General features: G+C 71.8%; 18 protein-coding genes, 1 tRNA gene and 1 pseudogene. 4 read left to right on the forward strand and 16 right to left on the reverse strand.

What is annotated here, in order from left to right; all coding sequences use genetic code 11:
* Positions 1–73: 73 nt before the first annotated feature.
* The 6 genes from WMJ97_RS10015 to WMJ97_RS10040 form a co-directional block, all read right to left on the reverse strand.
* Positions 74–146 (reverse strand) — tRNA-Ala (locus WMJ97_RS10015).
* Positions 147–254: 108 nt separating this feature from the next.
* Positions 255–902 carry a histidine phosphatase family protein gene (locus WMJ97_RS10020; protein ID WP_347348849.1) on the reverse strand — a complete coding sequence of 216 codons (648 nt, stop codon included), beginning with the start codon at positions 900–902 and terminating at the stop codon, positions 255–257.
* On the reverse strand, positions 899–1,294 hold the full coding sequence (gene rsfS, locus WMJ97_RS10025; RefSeq protein ID WP_347348850.1) for a ribosome silencing factor: 396 nt from the start codon (positions 1,292–1,294) through the stop codon (positions 899–901). Before rsfS ends, WMJ97_RS10020 begins: the two co-directional genes overlap by 4 nt.
* Positions 1,281–2,030: a nicotinate-nucleotide adenylyltransferase gene (gene nadD / locus WMJ97_RS10030; protein ID WP_347348866.1), complete on the reverse strand. Its 750-nt coding sequence runs from the start codon at positions 2,028–2,030 to the stop codon at positions 1,281–1,283. The genes rsfS and nadD overlap by 14 nt, the downstream gene beginning before the upstream one ends.
* Entirely contained in the window at positions 2,030–2,158 is a 129-nt protein-coding gene (locus WMJ97_RS10035; protein ID WP_347348851.1) for a hypothetical protein, read from the reverse strand. The genes nadD and WMJ97_RS10035 overlap by 1 nt, the downstream gene beginning before the upstream one ends.
* A 40-nt stretch (positions 2,159–2,198) precedes the next feature.
* Complete coding sequence (locus WMJ97_RS10040) at positions 2,199–3,440, reverse strand: glutamate-5-semialdehyde dehydrogenase (RefSeq protein ID WP_347348852.1); 1,242 nt, start codon at positions 3,438–3,440, stop codon at positions 2,199–2,201.
* A 136-nt stretch (positions 3,441–3,576) separates the two neighbouring features.
* Here WMJ97_RS10040 and WMJ97_RS10045 point away from each other — a divergent pair, with 136 nt between their 5' ends.
* Positions 3,577–4,182, forward strand: a complete 606-nt coding sequence (locus tag WMJ97_RS10045; protein ID WP_347348853.1) for a hypothetical protein — start codon at positions 3,577–3,579, stop codon at positions 4,180–4,182.
* A gap of 36 nt (positions 4,183–4,218) precedes the next feature.
* Here the strand turns inward: WMJ97_RS10045 and proB are convergent, their stop codons facing one another.
* From proB to WMJ97_RS10085, 8 genes and pseudogenes are all read right to left on the reverse strand, one after another.
* A complete protein-coding gene (gene proB, locus WMJ97_RS10050) occupies positions 4,219–5,352 on the reverse strand; it encodes a glutamate 5-kinase (RefSeq protein ID WP_347348854.1) in 1,134 nt (377 codons plus the stop codon).
* 32 nt (positions 5,353–5,384) lie between these two features.
* A pseudogene (gene obgE, locus WMJ97_RS10055) lies at positions 5,385–6,815 on the reverse strand (GTPase ObgE); the annotation flags it as partial.
* 132 nt (positions 6,816–6,947) lie between these two features.
* A complete protein-coding gene (locus tag WMJ97_RS10060; protein WP_347348855.1) occupies positions 6,948–7,313 on the reverse strand; it encodes an RNA-binding S4 domain-containing protein in 366 nt (121 codons plus the stop codon).
* A complete protein-coding gene (locus WMJ97_RS10065) occupies positions 7,306–8,430 on the reverse strand; it encodes a glycerate kinase (protein WP_347348856.1) in 1,125 nt (374 codons plus the stop codon). Before WMJ97_RS10065 ends, WMJ97_RS10060 begins: the two co-directional genes overlap by 8 nt.
* A gap of 2 nt (positions 8,431–8,432) precedes the next feature.
* The gene (locus tag WMJ97_RS10070) at positions 8,433–10,553 is read right to left on the reverse strand and encodes a glycoside hydrolase family 3 N-terminal domain-containing protein (RefSeq protein WP_347348857.1); all 2,121 of its coding nucleotides are present in this window, start codon (positions 10,551–10,553) and stop codon (positions 8,433–8,435) included.
* A gap of 131 nt (positions 10,554–10,684) precedes the next feature.
* Positions 10,685–10,957 carry a 50S ribosomal protein L27 gene (gene rpmA, locus WMJ97_RS10075; protein ID WP_347348858.1) on the reverse strand — a complete coding sequence of 91 codons (273 nt, stop codon included), beginning with the start codon at positions 10,955–10,957 and terminating at the stop codon, positions 10,685–10,687.
* Between the two features lie 9 nt (positions 10,958–10,966).
* The gene (gene rplU / locus WMJ97_RS10080; RefSeq protein ID WP_347348859.1) at positions 10,967–11,275 is read right to left on the reverse strand and encodes a 50S ribosomal protein L21; all 309 of its coding nucleotides are present in this window, start codon (positions 11,273–11,275) and stop codon (positions 10,967–10,969) included.
* A gap of 147 nt (positions 11,276–11,422) precedes the next feature.
* Complete coding sequence (locus WMJ97_RS10085; protein ID WP_347348860.1) at positions 11,423–12,079, reverse strand: alpha/beta family hydrolase; 657 nt, start codon at positions 12,077–12,079, stop codon at positions 11,423–11,425.
* A gap of 94 nt (positions 12,080–12,173) precedes the next feature.
* On the opposite strand from WMJ97_RS10085, the gene WMJ97_RS10090 reads away from it, so the two are divergent.
* From WMJ97_RS10090 to WMJ97_RS10100, 3 genes are all read left to right on the forward strand, one after another.
* Positions 12,174–12,770, forward strand: coding sequence for an HAD family phosphatase (locus WMJ97_RS10090; protein WP_347348861.1), 597 nt, complete (start codon positions 12,174–12,176; stop codon positions 12,768–12,770).
* Positions 12,771–12,806: 36 nt separating this feature from the next.
* The gene (locus tag WMJ97_RS10095; protein WP_347348862.1) at positions 12,807–14,843 is read left to right on the forward strand and encodes an NAD(+) synthase; all 2,037 of its coding nucleotides are present in this window, start codon (positions 12,807–12,809) and stop codon (positions 14,841–14,843) included.
* Between the two features lie 67 nt (positions 14,844–14,910).
* The gene (locus WMJ97_RS10100; RefSeq protein ID WP_347348863.1) at positions 14,911–15,777 is read left to right on the forward strand and encodes a transglutaminase family protein; all 867 of its coding nucleotides are present in this window, start codon (positions 14,911–14,913) and stop codon (positions 15,775–15,777) included.
* 63 nt (positions 15,778–15,840) lie between these two features.
* Here WMJ97_RS10100 and WMJ97_RS10105 read toward each other — a convergent pair whose 3' ends face one another.
* Together WMJ97_RS10105 and WMJ97_RS10110 are read right to left on the reverse strand one after the other, a co-directional pair.
* Positions 15,841–16,326: an SRPBCC domain-containing protein gene (locus WMJ97_RS10105; RefSeq protein ID WP_347348864.1), complete on the reverse strand. Its 486-nt coding sequence runs from the start codon at positions 16,324–16,326 to the stop codon at positions 15,841–15,843.
* A gap of 69 nt (positions 16,327–16,395) precedes the next feature.
* Positions 16,396–17,043 (reverse strand): DUF6498-containing protein, encoded by a 648-nt coding sequence (locus WMJ97_RS10110; protein ID WP_347348865.1) that lies wholly within the window; start codon positions 17,041–17,043, stop codon positions 16,396–16,398.
* Between the last annotated feature and the right edge of the window lie 43 nt (positions 17,044–17,086).

Raw genomic sequence — 17,086 nt, forward strand, 5'->3', positions numbered from 1 at the left:
GCCGCAGACAAACACAAGGCCCGAACCTCAACAAACGTTTCCGTTGGCAAGGGTTCGAGCCTTGTGCGTGCGGTGGAGCTAAGGGGATTCGAACCCCTGGCCTCTTCCATGCCATGGAAGCGCGCTACCAACTGCGCCATAGCCCCAGATTCGTTCTTGCGAACAGACAGAGATACTAACCCATCGGACGTGCCGATGCGAAATCGCCGGCCCCCCGGACGCCCGCCCCAGGCGTCCCCATCGCCCCCGGACGCCTACGGGCTACTCAGGCTCGGCAGCGTCGGGTTGTCGGCCTCGGGGGCGACGTTGTTGTAGGTGACGAGCTTCCACAGCTCCCGGTGCTCGATGACCGACCACGACGCGTTGAACAACCCCGCCAGCCCGACGGCGATCGACGAATCCCACCCGAGCACCGCCAGCATCCCGTAGCGCAGCGCCATGCCGTGGCTGACCACGGCGACGGTCTGGCCGGCGAAGGCGTCCGCGATGTCGCGCAGCGACGCCCCGACGCGCTCGGCCAGCTCGGCGCCCGTCTCACCGGTGTCCGACCGGCGGAAGTCGCGGCCCTGGCGCAGCGCCTCGTCCATCCAGGGATGCTGCTGCCGGATGTCGGTGAGGGACTCCCCCGCCCAGGTGCCGACGTTGATCTCCTCGAGCCGCGGGTCCGTCTGGACGACGTCGATGCCGCAGGCGTCCGCGATGTACTGCGCCGTCAGCGACGCCCGCTGCAGCGGCGAACTGAGCACCGCCGTCGGGCCGAACGCGGCCACGTGCGGCGCGGCCCGCTGGGCCTGCTGGACGCCGGTGTCGTTCAGCCCGACATCCGCCTGCCCTTGAAAGCGGGCGGTGAGGTTCCAGTCGGTCTGGCCGTGGCGGACGAGGACGAGGCGCGTGGGGCTCACTCGCCCAGCGTAGCGACGCCCTCCGCCGGCACGGAATCGAGGTTCAACTCCACCTGCGGGCAGTCGCGCCACAGCCGCTCGAGGGCGTACAGCGCGCGCTCCTCGGCGTGCTGCACATGGACGACCACGTCAAGGTAGTCCAACAGCACCCACCGCGCCTCCCGGTCGCCCTCGCGCCGCGTCGGCTTCACGCCGTCGCGCAGCAGGCGCTCCTCGATGCCGTCGACGACGGCGCTCACCTGCCGCTCGTTCTTCGCGGTCACGATGAGGAAGACGTCGGTGATGGCCAACCGCTCGGACACGTCGTAGGCGACGATGTCCTCCCCCAGCTTGTCGGACGCCGCCTGCGCGGCGATCCGGGTCAGGTCGAGGGCTCGGTCAGTGGCCGTCATGGGACTCCTTGTGCTGGGGAACGGGACGTGAGGCCGCCGGCTCGCCCGACGACAGCGGCGGCTGCGCGCTACCGGGGGACGCCTGGGGTGCGGCCGCCGGGTCGCGGTACAGGCCGCGCTTTTGGATGTACTGGACGATACCGTCCGGCACCAAGTACCAGATCGGCAGGTGCTCGGCGCGCCGCTCGCGGCAGGCCGTCGACGAGATCGCCATGGCCGGAACCTCCAGCAGCGTGACCTTGTCGGCGGGCAGATGGGACACGTCGTCTTGCCCCAACTGCACCCCCGGGCGCGAGACCCCCACGAAGTGGGCGAGCCCGAACAGCTCGTCGGCGCCCCGCCACGTGAGGATCGAGCGCAAGGCGTCCGCGCCTGTGATGAAGAACAGCTGCGTGTGCGGCCCCCGCTCGGCGTGCAGATCGCGGAGCGTGTCGACGGTGTACGTGTCCCCGGGACGGTCGACATCCACCCGGCTGACGCTGAACCGCGGGTTGGACGCCGTTGCGATGACCGTCATCAGGTACCGATCCTCGGCGGGCGACACCTTCTTGTGCGCCTTCTGCCACGGCTGCCCCGTCGGGACGAAGACGACCTCGTCGAGCCCGAAGCGCGCCTGGACTTCGCTCGCGGCCACGAGGTGGCCGTGGTGGATCGGGTCGAACGTGCCGCCCATGACTCCCAAGCGCCAGGGCCTGCCGCCGTCGCTGTGGGCAAGCCCGGTGGTGGTGACCACGATCAGCTGTGCGGGTGGCTCTGGCCGACGCCCCGGACCACGCCGAGCGCCAGCAGCAGCCCGACGAACACGCACACGCCGATGGCGATGTTGACCGGCACGTGGTTCGCGCTCTCAAGGAGGAAATTCATGGGCGAGAGCATAACGGCTCCCACCCCTCCTGGGGACCCTTCAGCCGCGGACCTGACCCGTCCCCGTCAGCACGTACTTGGTCGACGTCATCTCGGGCAGCGCCATCGGGCCGCGGGCGTGCAGTTTCTGCGTCGAGATGCCGATCTCGGCGCCGAAGCCGAACTCGCCGCCGTCCACGAACCGGCTGGACGCGTTCACCAGGACTGCCGCCGCGTCCACCTCGGCGACGAACCGCTCCGCCGAGCCGAGGTCGCGCGTGACGATGGTCTCCGAGTGCCCGGTCGTGTGCTCGCGGATGTGGGCGATCGCCGCGTCCAGGTCGGGCACGACGGCGGCCGCAAGATCGAGCGACAGGTACTCCCCGTCGAACTCGTCGGGCCCGGCCGGCACGACGCCCTCGCCGAAGGCCGCCACCTCGGGCGTGCCGTGGACGGTCACGCCGGCGTCCGCGAGCGCGGCGAGCGCGCGCGGCAGGAAGGTGGGGGCGGCGTCCGCGTGGACGAGCAGGGTCTCGCACGCGTTGCAGACGCTGGGGCGCTGGGTCTTCGCGTTGATGAGGATGTCGAGGGCGATCTGCTGGTCGGCAGACGCGTCGACGAACACGTGGCAGTTGCCGGTGCCGGTCTCGATGACGGGCACCTTCGCCCCCTCGACGACGGCGTTGATCAGGCCCGCGCCGCCGCGCGGGATCAGGACGTCGATGAGTCCGCGCGCGGCCATCATCTCCGCCGTGGTCTCGTGGCCGCCCTCGACCAGTTGGACCGCCTCCCGCGGCAGCCCGGACGCCTCCAGCCCGTCGCCGAGCGCCGCGACGACCGCGCGGTTCGACTGCAGCGCCGACGACGAGCCGCGCAGCAGCGCCGCGTTGCCGGACTTCAAGGCGATGCCTCCGGCGTCGGCCGTCACGTTCGGCCGGGCCTCGTAGATGATGCCCACGACCCCGAACGGCACGCGCACCTGCCGCACCTGGACGCCGTTCGCCAGCGTCCACCCCCGGACCACGTCGCCGACGGGGTCGGGCAGCCCCGCCAGGGCCCGGAGCCCCTCCACCATGCCGGCCACCCGGGCCGGGGTGAGGCGCAGCCGGTCGATGATCGCCTCGGGGGTGCCCTTGTCGCGGGCGGTATCGACGTCGGTGTCGTTGGCGGTGAGCACCGCCGGTTCGGCCGCGGCGAGCGCGTCGGCCATCGCGTGGAGGGCGGCGTCCTTGGTCGCGCGGGACGCCGTCGCGAGCACGCGCGCGGCGGCGCGCGCGTGGGTTGCTTGCTCGGTGAAGCTCATGTCGAGCGATCCTACCGGTGCGGAACGGGCCTGCCGGCGCCCGATCACGACGGAGGATGCCGGCCTGTGTGCGCGGCGCTACTGACGGCCGCACATGCCGCGGGCTAGCCTGGGGCCACCACCTGAGGGGAAGCTCATGAACAACCGTCGTCGCGCCGTCGGCGTGCTCGTCGTCGGGCTGACGGCCCTATTCTCCGGGTGCACCCAGCCCATCACCCCGCCGGTCATTTCGGCCGGACCGCTCCAGCCGTCGCCGCCGGCGGCCGGGGCGCCCGACGGGCTCGGCGCGCAGACCGCGACCCCCAGCCCGACGGCGTCGCCGTCGCCGACCACCGACCCCGACAGCCTGGAGGCGGCGTTCGCCAGCCCCGAGACCGGCGGCATCGGCGGGTTCCTCAAGCGGCACCGCGACTGGCTCCCGGCGACGGTGAACGTCGGCGACGAGGTGCTGTCGGGGGCGTCCTCCGGCAGCGTCGACCTCGCGGTCCGCGTCCCGGCGAACACCGGCCGCATCTACATGAGCATCGCCTGCACCGCGCCGGCCTCCTACCGCATGGAGGTGCTGCGCGACGGCACGTCGCTCGGCGCGAGCTGGGCCGACTCGTGCGGCTATTGGGGCGGCCTGCACGGCTACACGACCGCCGCGTTCGACCCGGCGAACCCGCCGAACCGGCTGAAGATCACCGTCGACAGCAACACGAAGTACTCGTTCGTCCTCTACGCCGTGCCGGCCCAGCCCTGACGCCGGACGCCGTGGGCGTCCCCTGAGCAGGACGCCTCAGTGGTGCGCGACGGCCTTGCGCCGGCGCCGCACGATCAGCCCGTCGCGATGGACGACCTCCCGCTCGTACGCCGGGCCCAGGTCGCGCACGAGGTCGTGCGTCGAGCGCCCCAGCATGCGAGGCAGGTCCGCGGCGTCGTAGTTCACCAGCCCGCGGGCGACCGGGTCTCCGTGCTGGTCGACCAGCCGGACGACGTCCCCCGCATGAAACTCCCCCCGCACGCCGGTCACGCCCGCGGGCAGCAGGGACGCCTTCCGCTCGACCACCGCGGCCACGGCCCCGTCGTCGAGCACGAGCTCGCCCGCGACCTCGGACGCGTACCCGAGCCAGAGCAGCTTGCGCGGACGCCGCTTCCCGGACGCCGGGAAGTACGTGCCGACCGGCAGGCCCTCCAGCGCACCCGCCACGTCGTCGGCGCTGCCGAGCACCACGTCGACGCCGGACTGCGTCGCGATGCGCACGGCCTCCAGCTTCGTCGTCATGCCGCCCGTGCCGACGTTCGACCCGCGCCGGCTCGTGTCGACGTCGAGCTCGTCGAGGTCGCGCACCTGGTCGATGCGGCGGGCGCCGGGGCTGCTCGGGTGGGCCGTGTAGAGGGCGTCCACGTCGCTGAGCAGCACGAGGGCGTCCGCCCGGACGAGCTGCGCGACCAGCGCGGCCAGCCGGTCGTTGTCGCCGAAGTGGATCTCGTGGGTCGCGACCGTGTCGTTCTCGTTGATGACCGGCACGATGCCCCAGGCCAGCAGGCGGTTCAACGTCCGCAGGGCGTTCGTGTAACTGGACTGCCGCGTCACGTCGTCCACGGTCAGCAGGACCTGGCCCACGCGCAGCCCGTGCGCCCCGAACAGAGAGGTGTAGCGGGCCAGCAGCAGCCCCTGCCCCACGGACGCCGCGGCCTGCTGGCTGGCCAGGTCACGCGGACGCCGGTCCATGCCGAGCGGCGCGAGACCCGCGGCGATCGCGCCCGAGGACACGAGCACGACGTCGCGCCCCTCGCCGCGGACCGCGGCGAGGGCGTCCACCAGCTTGGCGAGGTGAGCGTCGTCGAGGGCGCCGTTGCGGTCCGTCAGCGACGACGACCCCACCTTGACGACGACGCGCTCGGCGCGGCCGACCCTCCGGCGCGTCATGCCTGCTCCTCGCGCTCGGCGGCCTTGCGGGCGTGGTAATCGGCGTCCAACTGACGCCGCCGGATGACCGAGTCGCGCTCGGTGTGGAGGCGCTCGTCGTCGCCGCGGCGGGCAAGGATCTCGGCCCCCGACTGCACCTGCGGCGCGAAGTCGAACACCACGGGGTTGGCGCCCGCGCCGATGGCCACCGCGTCCCCGGGCTCGGCCCCCAGGGTGAGCAGCTCGTCTTCGATGCCGAGCCGGGTGAACCGGTCGGCGAGGTAGCCGACCGCCTCGGGGTTCGAGAAGTCGGTCTGCCGCACCCAGCGCTCGGGCTTGGCGCCCTCGACGCGCCAGACGAAGCCGCCCTCGCCGTCGCCCATGCGCCGGACGGTGAACTCGGGCCCGCCGGCCCCCGCGGCCACCGGCGCAGGGCGGATGACGATGCGCGCCGGCTCGGCGGGCGGCGCCTCGGCCCGGCGCCGCGCCACGAGGTCGGCCATCGCGAACGTGAGGGCGTTCAGCCCCTCCCCGCTCAGGGTCGACACGCGGAACACCCGGTGGCCCGCCTGCTCGAGTTCGGGCGCGACGAGGTCGGCGAGCTCGCGGGCGTCGGGGACGTCGATCTTGTTGAGCACGACCAGCCGCGGCCGATCCTCCAGGCCGCCGTGGGCGTCCAGCTCGCCCTCGATGACCGCGAGGTCGGTGACCGGGTCGCGGCCGGGCTCGTAGGTCGCGCAGTCGATCACGTGGACGATCGCCTGGCAACGCTCGATGTGCCGCAGGAAGTCGAAGCCGAGGCCGCGCCCCTCGGACGCCCCCTCGATCAGCCCCGGCACGTCGGCGACCGTGTACGTCACCGCGCCCGCCACGACGACGCCGAGGTTCGGCACGAGGGTCGTGAAGGGGTAGTCGGCGATCTTCGGACGCGCGCGGCTGATCGCCGCGATCAACGAGCTCTTCCCGGCGCTCGGGAAGCCGACGAGGCCGACGTCGGCGAGCACCTTCAGCTCGAGCTCGATCGTCCGCTGCTCGCCCTCCTCGCCCAGCAGGGCGAAGCCGGGGGCCTTGCGCGTGGAGGACGCCAGGGCCGCGTTGCCGAGCCCACCACGGCCACCGGCCGCGACGATCACCTCGGAGCCGGCCCCGACGAGGTCGGCCAGCGTCTCCCCGGTATCGGCGTCGCGGACGATCGTGCCGTCGGGCACCGCCAGCACCACGTCGTCGCCGTTCGAGCCGGCCCGATTGTCCCCCATGCCCGGCTGGCCGTTCGTGGCCCGCCGGCGGGACTGCCGGTGGTAGTCGACCAGCGTGGTGAGCCCGGGATCGACGCGCAGCACGACCGACCCGCCGTTGCCGCCGTTGCCCCCGTCGGGGCCGCCGAGCGGCTTGAACTTCTCGCGATGCACCGACGCGCAGCCGTGGCCGCCGTTGCCGCCCGCGACGAAGAGCTTCGCTTGGTCGACGAAAGACGGAATGGCCATGCGGTGCAGTCTATCGGGGCCCACGGACGCCCCCGGCGCGCGCCTCGCGCGTGAGCGGGCCCGCGGTCGCCCTGGCCCATGCGCGGACCTCCGGCGGCCGTCCGCAGGCCCCGGCGACCGTCCCAGCGCCGCTCAGCGGCCGCGGAAGCGGTCGAGCGCCCGGCGCTCCTTCTTCGTCGGACGCCCCGCGCCCCGGTCGCGGACGGCCACCCGCCCCGCCATCTCGGGGATCGGCGGCGGCTTCGCCGGGGTGTGGTCGACGTACGCCGTCTGCGCGACGGACGCCCCCACGCGCTTGACGAGGGAGGCGTCCACCACCTCGACGATGCGCTCGTCCGAGTCCCGCCGGACGCGGATCTCGTCGCCCGCGTGCACCTCGGACGCCGGCTTGGCCGGCAGCCCGTTCACCCGGACGTGCCCGCCCTTGACGCCCGCGGTCGCGGCCGACCGGGTCTTGTAGACCCGCACCGCCCACAGCCAGGAGTCGAGCCTAGCCACGGGCGCCCCCGCGGCGCTTCCGCAGGAACCCGGTCGTCGCCGCCTCCAGGTTCGCCTCCCCCGCCTTCAGGGCCTCGGCCAGCGGCGTCCCCTCCGGCGTCACGGCGACGATCGCCTCGACGCCGGCGTCCAGCAGAGCGTCCGCGTCGGGCGCGACGCGCCCGCCGAAGATCACGACCGGCACGGACGCCTCCCGCGCGACCTGCGCCACGCCCGCCGGCGCCTTGCCCGACAGCGTCTGCGCATCGACCGAGCCCTCGCCGGTGAGCACCAGGTCGGCCCCGGCGACGGCGTCCGCGAGCCCGACCGTGCGCGCGACCAGGTCGACGCCGGGCAGCAGGGTCGCCCCGAGGAACGCCCGCAGCGCGAACCCGAGCCCGCCGGCCGCGCCCGAGCCGGGCTGGGCGGCGGCGTCCTGCTGGCCGGTGACGTCGACGAGCCGGGCGAGGATGCCGTCGAGCTCGCCCACCTGCTCGCCGGACGCCCCCTTCTGCGGCCCGAACACCGCGGACGCCCCTCGCTCACCGAGCAGGGGGTTGCCGACGTCGCAGGCGACCTCGACCGTGATGTCGCCCAGGCGCGGGTCGAGCGCGTCCGTGTCGACCCGCACAACGTCGGCCAGACCCGCAGGATTCGGGGCGACCTCGGCTCCCGATTCGTCGAGGAACCGCGCGCCCAGGGCCGCGAGCATCCCCGCGCCGCCGTCGTTGGTCGCCGACCCGCCGATGCCGATCACGAGGTGGGTCGCCCCGGCGTCGAGGGCCGCGAGCACCAGCTCGCCGACGCCGTGGGTGTCGGCGTGCATGATGTCCTTCTCGTCGTCGGCGATGTGCTCCAGCCCGGCCGCGGTCGCCATCTCGAACGCGGCGAGGTCGCCCGCGACGGCCAGGGCCCCGGCCCGCGGACGCCCCAGCGCGTCGTGGACGCCGACCTCGCGCACCTCGGCGTTCAGCCCGCCCGCGATGGCGTCGGTGAAGCCCTCCCCGCCGTCGGACATCGGGACGGTGACGACGTCCGCGTCCGCCCACACCGCCTTCACCCCCCGCGCCATCGCATCGGCGGCCACGGAGGCCGGCATGGAGTGCTTGAACGAGTCGGGAGCGCAGACGATCTTCATGGTCAGTCCTTCTGGTGGTGATTCTTCGGGGAGCCGTAGTCGAGGCCGTGCCCGAGGGCCCAGGGGTGGCCCTCCTCGTCGGTGTAGGCGTAGGTGAGGCCGGCGGGCATGTACCGCTGCTTCGCGTACCCAGGCACGTCGTTCGGCGAGACGCACACCCCGTCGGTCACCGCGATGACCGCCTCGGAGGCGGGCAGCGTGATGGGCAGGCGTCCGTGGGGCGCGGACGCCCCGGTGAGCACGTCGAACTGGGCGTCGTAGAAGGTCGAGAAACCGGCCACGACGGCGTCCGCGAGGGGCTCGACGTCGTCCAGGATCCACGGCAGCGACACGTTCACGCTGACCACGACCCTCTGCCCCCGCTCGCGGGCGGCCCGGCACAACGCCCGGAACCGCTCGACGCCGGTCAGCGTCGTCTCGGTGTAGGCCGGCCCGTCGAGCGCCGTCAGCGGCTTGTTCTCACACAGCGTCAACTCGAGCAGCCCGGGCGTCGCCGTGAAGTAGCTGCCCGACTGCGGGTCGAGGAAGAGCACGAGCGCGTCGGCGTCCGCCGGGTCGCCGACGACCTCGAGCCCGGACGCCGCCAGCGCGTCCGCGCGCGCCTGCTCCGTCTTGGACGCCGCCGCCTCCGCGTCGGCGTGGAAGACCTCGGTGTAGACCCGCGCCCCGGACGCCAGCGGCAGGGCGCCGCGGGCGTTCTTGAGCAGCACGACCGACGCCCGGTGCGTCCGGGCGGCCAACTCCCACCCCGGGGACGCCGCGACGACCGCGTCGGCGGCCTCGGCGTCCACGTAGGTCTTCTCGTCGAACAGCCCGAGCGCGAACATCTCCTCCAGCAACCGGCGGCACGCCTGGTCGACGCGGCCCGCGCTGATCCACCCGTGCTCGACGGCCGCCTTGAGGTCGGCCACGTTGTTGGTGTCGGCGATGAGGTCGGTGCCCGCGTTGACGGCCTTCGCGAACCGCTCGGGGATGCTCAGCTCCTCCACGCCCCAGCACATGTTGTCGGTGACGCCCGAGTCGGAGTTCACGTAGCCGGCGAAGCCGAGTTGCCCACGCAGCACGTCGTTCAGCACGTAGTGGTTGAACGCGAAGCCCACCTCTTCCCACGGGATGTCGTGGCCGTCGACCGCCTGGACGACCGACCGCCTGATCGACGGCGCGGAGTAGTAGGGCATGAACGACGACGTCGCGACCGCCGCCCTGAAGGGCGGCAGGTGGAACTCCTCGAAGCTGCCCGGCGTCGGGTAGCAGTTCCACTTGCCCTCCTGGTAGTGGGGGTCGAAGCCGTTGTCGCGCGGCCCTCCGCCCGGGAAGTGCTTCATGGTGGTCGCGATGCTGTCGGGCCCGAGCTCGTCGCCCTGCAGGCCGGCGACCAGCCCCCCGACGATGTCGGCGATCAGCTCGGGGCTCTCACCGAACGTGCCGTAGATGCGCTGCCAGCGCGGGTCGGTGACGACGTCGGCCATGTACATGTAGCCCTTGCGGATGCCCGCGGCCAGCCACTCCCCCCGGACGACCGCCGCGAACTCGCCGGCCAGCGCCGCGTCCCCACCCTCGGCCAGGTCGCCCAGGATCGCGGCCGCGATGCCCATCGTCGCCGGGAACGTCGAGAAGATGCCCACCGCGTCGTTCATGCCGAAGACGAGCTCGCCGTTCTCGTTGCGCGAGTTGGACGCCGCCAGGCACGGGATGCCCAACCGGGTGCCCTCCGCGACCTCGTTCATGGCGTTGTTCCAGGCCGCGAGCTTCGAGGGCGGCAGGTTGTCGCGCAGGATGAAGTGGCGCAGGTGCAGCCGCTCGATCGTGTCGGTGGTCGGGAGCACCTTGCGCGTCGCGAAGATGCTGGTACCGGCCTCGATCGTCCGCTCGTCCAGGACGCCGCCGTGCGACGTCTCGCCGCCCTCGGGCACGGCGAAGCCGGTGAACCGGGTGTTGATGAGCATGAGCCCGACCTTCTCGTCGAGCGTCATGCGGCCGACCAGGTCGGCGGCCCGCTCGGCCGGGGCACGCCGCCAGTCCTCGTAGGCGTCCAGACGGCCGTTGCCGTTCAGATCTTTGAAGCTCAGCCCGTCGGCCTCGATCAGGCTCTTCGTGCGAACCTGCAGACGCGGCTGCTGCATGGGCACCTCCTCGTCACGGCGGCGGAACGGATCAGGGTGATCCTACCGGCCGAACGAAAAACGAGGGCAGCCCCTGATGGGGCTGCCCTCGTGGAGCATGCATACCCGGCCGTGACGGCCGGGGCGCAACGTCAGGCCGTCGCCTCGGCCTGGACCTCTTCGGCGATGTTCACGACGCGACGCCCGCGGCGCTCGCCGAACTCGACCTTGCCGGCCTTCAGCGCGAACAGCGTGTCGTCTTTGCCACGGCCGACGTTGTCGCCGGGGTGGAAGTGGGTGCCGCGCTGCCGGACGATGATCTCGCCCGCGTTGACGAGCTGCCCGCCGAAGCGCTTGACGCCGAGCCGCTGCGCGTTGGAATCGCGCCCGTTCCGGGACGAGGACGCGCCCTTCTTGTGTGCCATCTCGTTACCTCAGTTCTCGATGCCCGTGACCTTGACCTGGGTGTAGCGCTGGCGGTGGCCCTGGCGCTTCTTGTACCCGGTCTTGTTCTTGTACTTCAGGATGCGGATCTTCGGGCCCTTGGTCTCGGCCAGCACCTCGGCCGTGACGGACACCTTGTCCAGCTTCTTCGCCTCGGAGGTAACGGCCTCGCCGTCGACCAGCAGCAACGGGGTGAGGTTCACCGTGGAACCCACCTCAGCGTCGACCTTGTCGATCTCCAAGACGTCGCCCACGGCCACCTTGTGCTGGCGGCCGCCACTGCGCACGATCGCGTACACGCCTGACCTACTCTCTACGAATCGAATTCGAAACTCGCGGCGGCCAGGCCATGCGGCCCGACCGTATCGGGGATGGCGCCCGGGGCGACGGAACAGCCAGCCCGCCAGGCACCGAAAGTCAAGAATACGTGCCGCGCCCGCGACGGGTCAAACCGACAGCCGCTCGTCGACGAAGGCGGCGACGGCGTCCACGATGATGCGGGCGACGGACGCCTGCGCGTCGCCGGTCCGTTGGCCGAAGGAATGCGTCGCGCCCGGCACCTCGACGACCGTGCGCTCCCCCGCCTGCGGGGTGGCGGCGAGGGCGGCGCGGAGTTCGTCCGGACGGCCGAACGGGTCGCGCTGGCCCTGCACCATGAGCACGGGCCCGGCGACGGGCGCCAGCTCGCCCATGCGGGACTTCTCCGGCTTGCCGGGCGGGTGCAGCGGGAACGACAGGGCGATCACGCCCCGCGCCGGCGGGGCGAAGCAGCGGCACGCCACGCGGGCGCCGGTGCTGCGGCCGCCCTCGAACCACGGGACGCCCGGCACGGCCGCCGCGGCGGCGTCCAGGGCCGCGGGCCAGGCCTTGTCGAGGGACGCCGCGGGCCCGGCCACCTTGCGGCCGGCGACGCGCCAGGGCTGCTCGAACAGGGCGACGGCGATGCCGCGCTCGGGCAGCTCGTGGGCCAGCGTGACAAGGTCGAACGCCTGGACGCCGCCGCCGGCGCCATGCCCGAGCACCAGCATCGCGCGCGCCTGTTCGGGGGCGGACACCGACAGCCGGCCCGGCCCCGTCGGCGTCTCCACATCGATCACCTGCATGCACCGCAGTCTGGCACGGCCCAGGGGCTGCGCACGCCCGAGCGCGGGCCCTAGGGTGGGAGGAAAGCAGCCGTCCGGAAGGCCGAACAAGCCCGTGATCAAGAACGTCATCTTCGATGTGGCCCTCGTCATCGTCGACTGGGATCCGACCCGCTTCTCCCGGCACGTGCCCGAAAGCGAGGTGAAGGCGCTCATCGATTCGGAGGCCTTCGCCGCGATCAACCACCGCACCGACGCCGGCATGTCGCTCGAGCAGGCCGTCGCCGAGTTCGACGAGCACCACCCCGACCTCGCCCCGACGTACCGCGCCTACCTCGAGCACTTCGAGGACTCGGTGAGCGGGCCCATGCCGGGCACCAGCGAGATCATCGCCGAGCTGCTGGAGCGCGGCGTCCCGACGTTCGGGCTGTCGAACTGGGCGGCGGAGAACTTTCACGTGGCCGAAGAGGCCGCGCCGATCCTCGGGCGGCTGGACGACCTGGTCGTGTCGGGCCGCGTCGGGCTGGCGAAGCCCGACGAGGCGATCTTCCGGCTGGCGCTGGAGCGATTCGGCTGCGAGGCGTCCGAGACCGTCATGATCGACGACACGGTGCGCAACCTGGACGCCGCCGAGAAGGTCGGGCTGCACACGCTGCACTTCACGGCAGCCACCAAGCTGCGCACCGACCTGCAGGCCCTCGGGCTACTCTGACCCCACCCAGCAGCCGCGCGACGCCAGGGGGCTTTCATGGATTTCTACAACCTGTACGACCACGGCCTCGTCCGGGCGGCCGCCTGCACGCTGCCGATCACGATGGTCGACCCGGCGGCGAACGCCGCGGCGGTCGTCGAGCAGGCCCGCGAGTGCCAGGCCGAGGGCGTCGCGCTCGCCGTGTTCCCCGAGCTCTGCCTGACCGGCTACTCGATCGAGGATCTGCTGCTGCAGGACACGGTGCTCGACGCGACGGAGGACGCGCTGGCCGAGCTGGCCGCGGCGTCGGAGGATCTGTCCCCCGTGCTGGTCGTCGGCGCCCCGCTGCGCAGCCTGCACCGCGTCTACAACTGCGCGGTGGTGCTCCACCGCGGGCGCGTGCTGGGGGTCGTCCCGAAGTCGTACCTGCCGACGTACCGGGAGTTCTACGAGAAGCGGCAGATCGCCGCGGGTGACGACGTCACGGGCGAGATCGCGGTCGCGGGACAGGATGCGCCGTTCGGCACCGACCTGCTGTTCGCGGCGTCCGACGTGCCGAACTTCGTGCTCAACGTCGAGATCTGCGAGGACATGTGGGTGCCGATCCCGCCCGCGGCCGAGGCCGCGCTGGCGGGGGCGACGGTGATCGCCAACCTCTCCGGGTCGCCGATCACGGTCGCGAAGTCGGTCGAGCGGCACCTGCTGTGCCAGGCCAACTCGTCGCGCTATCTCGCCGGGTACGTGTACTCGGCCGCGGGCGAGGGCGAGTCGTCGACCGACCTGGCGTGGGACGGCCAGACGATGATCTACGAGAACGGGTCGCGGCTGGCGTCCTCGGAGCGGTTCCCGACGGGCCCGCGCCGCTCGGTCGCCGACCTGGATGTCGCGACCCTCCACCAGGAGCGGCTGCGCCAGGGCACGTTCGACGACAACCGGCGGGCCCACTCGGAGCGGACCGGCCAGTTCCGCACCGTCGAGTACGAGCTGGGACGCCCCGGCGGCGACCTGGGCCTGCGGCGTCCGATGGCGCGGTTCCCGTTCGTGCCCGCCGACCCGGAGCGGCTGGCGCAGGACTGCTACGAGGCCTACAACATCCAGGTGTCGGGGCTCGAGCAGCGGCTGCGCTCGATCGGGCAGCCGAAGATCGTGATCGGCGTGTCGGGAGGCCTCGACTCGACCCATGCCCTGATCGTCGCGGCGCGCGCGATGGACCGGATGGGACGCCCGCGCAGCGACATCCTGGCGTTCACGATGCCGGGCTTCGCGACGTCGGACCATACGAAGAACAACGCGACGCAGTTGTCGGAGTCGCTGGGGGTGACGTTCGAGACGCTCGACATCCGCCCGGCGTGCACGGCGATGCTGGAGCAGATGGGGCACCCGTTCGCGTCCGGGGAGCCGGTGTACGACGTGACGTTCGAGAACGTGCAGGCCGGCATGCGCACCGACTACCTGTTCCGCATCGCGAACCAGCGGGGCGGCATCGTGCTCGGCACCGGCGACCTGTCGGAACTCGCGCTCGGCTGGTGCACCTACGGCGTCGGCGACCAGATGAGCCACTACAACGTGAACGGCGGCGTCCCGAAGACGCTCATGCAGCACCTGATCAGGTGGGTCATCTCGTCGGAGCAGTTCAGCGACGAGGTGGGCGAGGTGCTGGAGTCTATTCTCAACACCGAGATCAGCCCCGAACTCGTGCCCGTCACCGAGGGCGAGAAGCCCCAGTCGACGCAAGACCGGATCGGCCCCTACAACCTGCAGGACTTCAACCTCTTCCACATCCTGCGGCACGGGATGACGCCGTCGAAGATCGCCTTCTACGCGCTGCACGCGTGGGGGGAGGCGTCCGAGGACGGCTGGCCGGCCGGCTTCCCCGAGAGCGAGCGCGTCGCGTACGACCTGCCAACGATCAAGAAGTGGCTCGAGGTGTTCTGCAGCCGCTTCTTCGGGTTCGCCCAGTTCAAACGGTCGGCGCTGCCGAACGGTCCGAAGGTGGTGCGCGGCGGGTCGCTGAGCCCGCGCGGCGACTGGCGGATGCCGTCGGACGCGAACGCGAAGATCTGGCTCGACGAGATCGCCCGCAACGTGCCGTGACGCGTCGGCGTCCACCCTTGTATCTTTCCTTCTCGACCGCCCATCAGCCCTCCCTGCGAAGGACCCCATGAACACCCGCCTGCTCGCGATCGGTGCCAGCTTCCGGCACGTCGCCCCGATGCCCACGCCCACCCACGTCATGATCGAGCCCGACCTGCGCGGGCTGGATGTGGTGGAGGCCGGCTGGCGCACCTCGCCCGACATGGAGTTGCGCGACTACACCGACCTGTACGGCAACGTCGGCAAGCGGTTCATCATGCCGGCCGGGGAGAGCGTGTACTCGTGGAAGGGGGTCGTCCGGGTGCCGGACGCCGTCGACGAGGCGGACTTCGACGCGCCGCAGGTGCCGATCGACGAGTTGCCCGACGAGACGCTGCCGTTCCTGCTGCCGAGCCGCTACTGCCAGTCGGACGTCCTCAGCCGAGACGCTTGGTCGCTGTTCGGCGGACTGGAGCCCGGGTACCGGCGCGTCGAGGCGATCTGCGACTACGTCTATCACCGCGTGGAGTACCGCACGGGCTCGACGATGTCCTGGTACACGGCCGTGGACGCCTTCAACAACGGCTACGGCATCTGCCGCGACCTCGCCCACACGTTCATCGCGCTGTGCCGCGCCCTGAACATCCCGGCGCGGTACATCTCGGGCTACCTGCCCGACATGGACGTCCCGCCGCTGCCCACCGAGATGGACTTCCACGCGTTCACCGAGGTGTACCTCGGCGACCGGTGGTGGACGATCGACCCGCGCCACAACGCCCGGCGCAAGGGGCACATCGTCATCTCCCGCGGACGCGACGCCGCCGACTGCGCGCTGGCGACCTACTTCGGCTCGCCCTGGCTGAAGCGGATGCTCGTGACGAGCCACGAGGTGGACGCCGACGGCAACGCCGTGGGCCTGCGGACCGGCTACGACCCGCAGTTCCCCGACGACTGACGCCGAGGGCGTGTGACGAAGTCCACCCTCTGATGTGGATTGCGTCAGGTAGAAACGCCCGCGTTAGACCATGCGCGCGAGGGCGAGGCGCTCGAGCGTGTCGAAGCCCTGGTTGTAGCCCTCGGCGCGCCCGTCGGACAGCCACAGGTCGCGGGCCGCGTAGGACGCCGTGAGCGACTCCAGCTCGACGCGGGTCACGCCGTCGTGCAGGTCGATGATGCGGATGGTCTCGAGCGCGATCTCATCCGGCATGGACTCCGACGCGAACGTCTGCACGATCCGGTCGGGGCGCACCTCGTGAAAGGCGCCGCGGTAGGCGTCCCGATCGTCCTGGCACGAGCAGACGTACCGAAAGCCGCCGCCGGGGCGGGCGTCCCAATACAGGATGCGGGTCGTGCGATCGGCCGGCCCGAACCAGCGCGCGAACGACTCGGGGTCGGTGTGCGCCCAGAAGATCTGCTGCGGGGACGCGCGCAGATCGCGACGCCCCCGAACAATCGGGAGTTTCGGGTCAGCCACTAGCTCAAACACCGGATAGACGATCGGCATCGTTGCCCCCTCTCCACCACTTGGGGAGAGTGTGGCGCACCACGCCCCCGTCCGGTAGGCGGTGCCTGTTCACCCTTGTCGCGTGCGATAACGGTGTCGCGAAACGACCACCGCCAGGACGCCGCCGACGATCAGCTCCGCGACCAGCTTCAGCCCGAGCAGGATCAGCACCGGCAGCGCGTCGGCCTCCACGGAGATCCCCTGGTACCGCCACGGCGCCCTCGCCTCCTCGAGCAGCGACAGCGCGACCCCGAACCCGGCGATGACACCCAGGTGCAGCGTGATCATCCGGGTGATGGGCATCACCAGCGCGAACGGCTGGAAGGCCGCGGGACGGCTGATGATGTCGGCGAGATCGGCGAACGTGCGCACCAGCACGAGCGTGACGGGGATCCACAGCGTCAGGTCGGGCCGGACGCCGGTGATCACCGCCGTGATGATCACGAACACCCCCTGGACGCCGGTGAAGCCCCCGTACCACATCGCCCAGAAGACCGACCCCATCATCGTCTTCCTGCCGCGGCCGGCCCGCTCGATCCGCCGGATCCGCACGAACTGCACCACACCCAGGCAGATGCTCTCCAGCCAGAACGCCAGCCACACGTTGCCGGGCGGCCACCCCTGGGCGAGCACGCCGTAGATCATGGCCGCGTTCGCGACGGTCCCGACCGCCAGCGACCAGAAGGCGTCGTTCCGTCCGGTGGTCCCCCTCGCCATGGCGGTCATCCTGGCAGAGCCCGCGGTCAGCGCCCGATTCTCG

It is taken from the genome of Nigerium sp. (assembly GCF_039811905.1).
GTDB lineage: Bacteria > Actinomycetota > Actinomycetes > Propionibacteriales > Propionibacteriaceae > Propioniciclava.

What these genes read in the sequence shown, in the direction of transcription:
- WMJ97_RS10065 (WP_347348856.1), bottom strand. Translation starts at nt 8,430, where the DNA reads ATGAAGATCGTCTGCGCTCCCGACTCGTTCAAGCACTCCATGCCGGCC.
- proB (WP_347348854.1), bottom strand. Translation starts at nt 5,352, where the DNA reads ATGACGCGCCGGAGGGTCGGCCGCGCCGAGCGCGTCGTCGTCAAGGTG.
- rpmA (WP_347348858.1), bottom strand. Translation starts at nt 10,957, where the DNA reads ATGGCACACAAGAAGGGCGCGTCCTCGTCCCGGAACGGGCGCGATTCC.
- WMJ97_RS10085 (WP_347348860.1), bottom strand. Translation starts at nt 12,079, where the DNA reads ATGCAGGTGATCGATGTGGAGACGCCGACGGGGCCGGGCCGGCTGTCG.
- WMJ97_RS10040 (WP_347348852.1), bottom strand. Translation starts at nt 3,440, where the DNA reads ATGAGCTTCACCGAGCAAGCAACCCACGCGCGCGCCGCCGCGCGCGTG.
- WMJ97_RS10095 (WP_347348862.1), top strand. Translation starts at nt 12,807, where the DNA reads ATGGATTTCTACAACCTGTACGACCACGGCCTCGTCCGGGCGGCCGCC.
- WMJ97_RS10100 (WP_347348863.1), top strand. Translation starts at nt 14,911, where the DNA reads ATGAACACCCGCCTGCTCGCGATCGGTGCCAGCTTCCGGCACGTCGCC.
- WMJ97_RS10110 (WP_347348865.1), bottom strand. Translation starts at nt 17,043, where the DNA reads ATGGCGAGGGGGACCACCGGACGGAACGACGCCTTCTGGTCGCTGGCG.
- WMJ97_RS10045 (WP_347348853.1), top strand. Translation starts at nt 3,577, where the DNA reads ATGAACAACCGTCGTCGCGCCGTCGGCGTGCTCGTCGTCGGGCTGACG.
- rsfS (WP_347348850.1), bottom strand. Translation starts at nt 1,294, where the DNA reads ATGACGGCCACTGACCGAGCCCTCGACCTGACCCGGATCGCCGCGCAG.
- WMJ97_RS10035 (WP_347348851.1), bottom strand. Translation starts at nt 2,158, where the DNA reads ATGAATTTCCTCCTTGAGAGCGCGAACCACGTGCCGGTCAACATCGCC.
- WMJ97_RS10070 (WP_347348857.1), bottom strand. Translation starts at nt 10,553, where the DNA reads ATGCAGCAGCCGCGTCTGCAGGTTCGCACGAAGAGCCTGATCGAGGCC.
- WMJ97_RS10105 (WP_347348864.1), bottom strand. Translation starts at nt 16,326, where the DNA reads ATGCCGATCGTCTATCCGGTGTTTGAGCTAGTGGCTGACCCGAAACTC.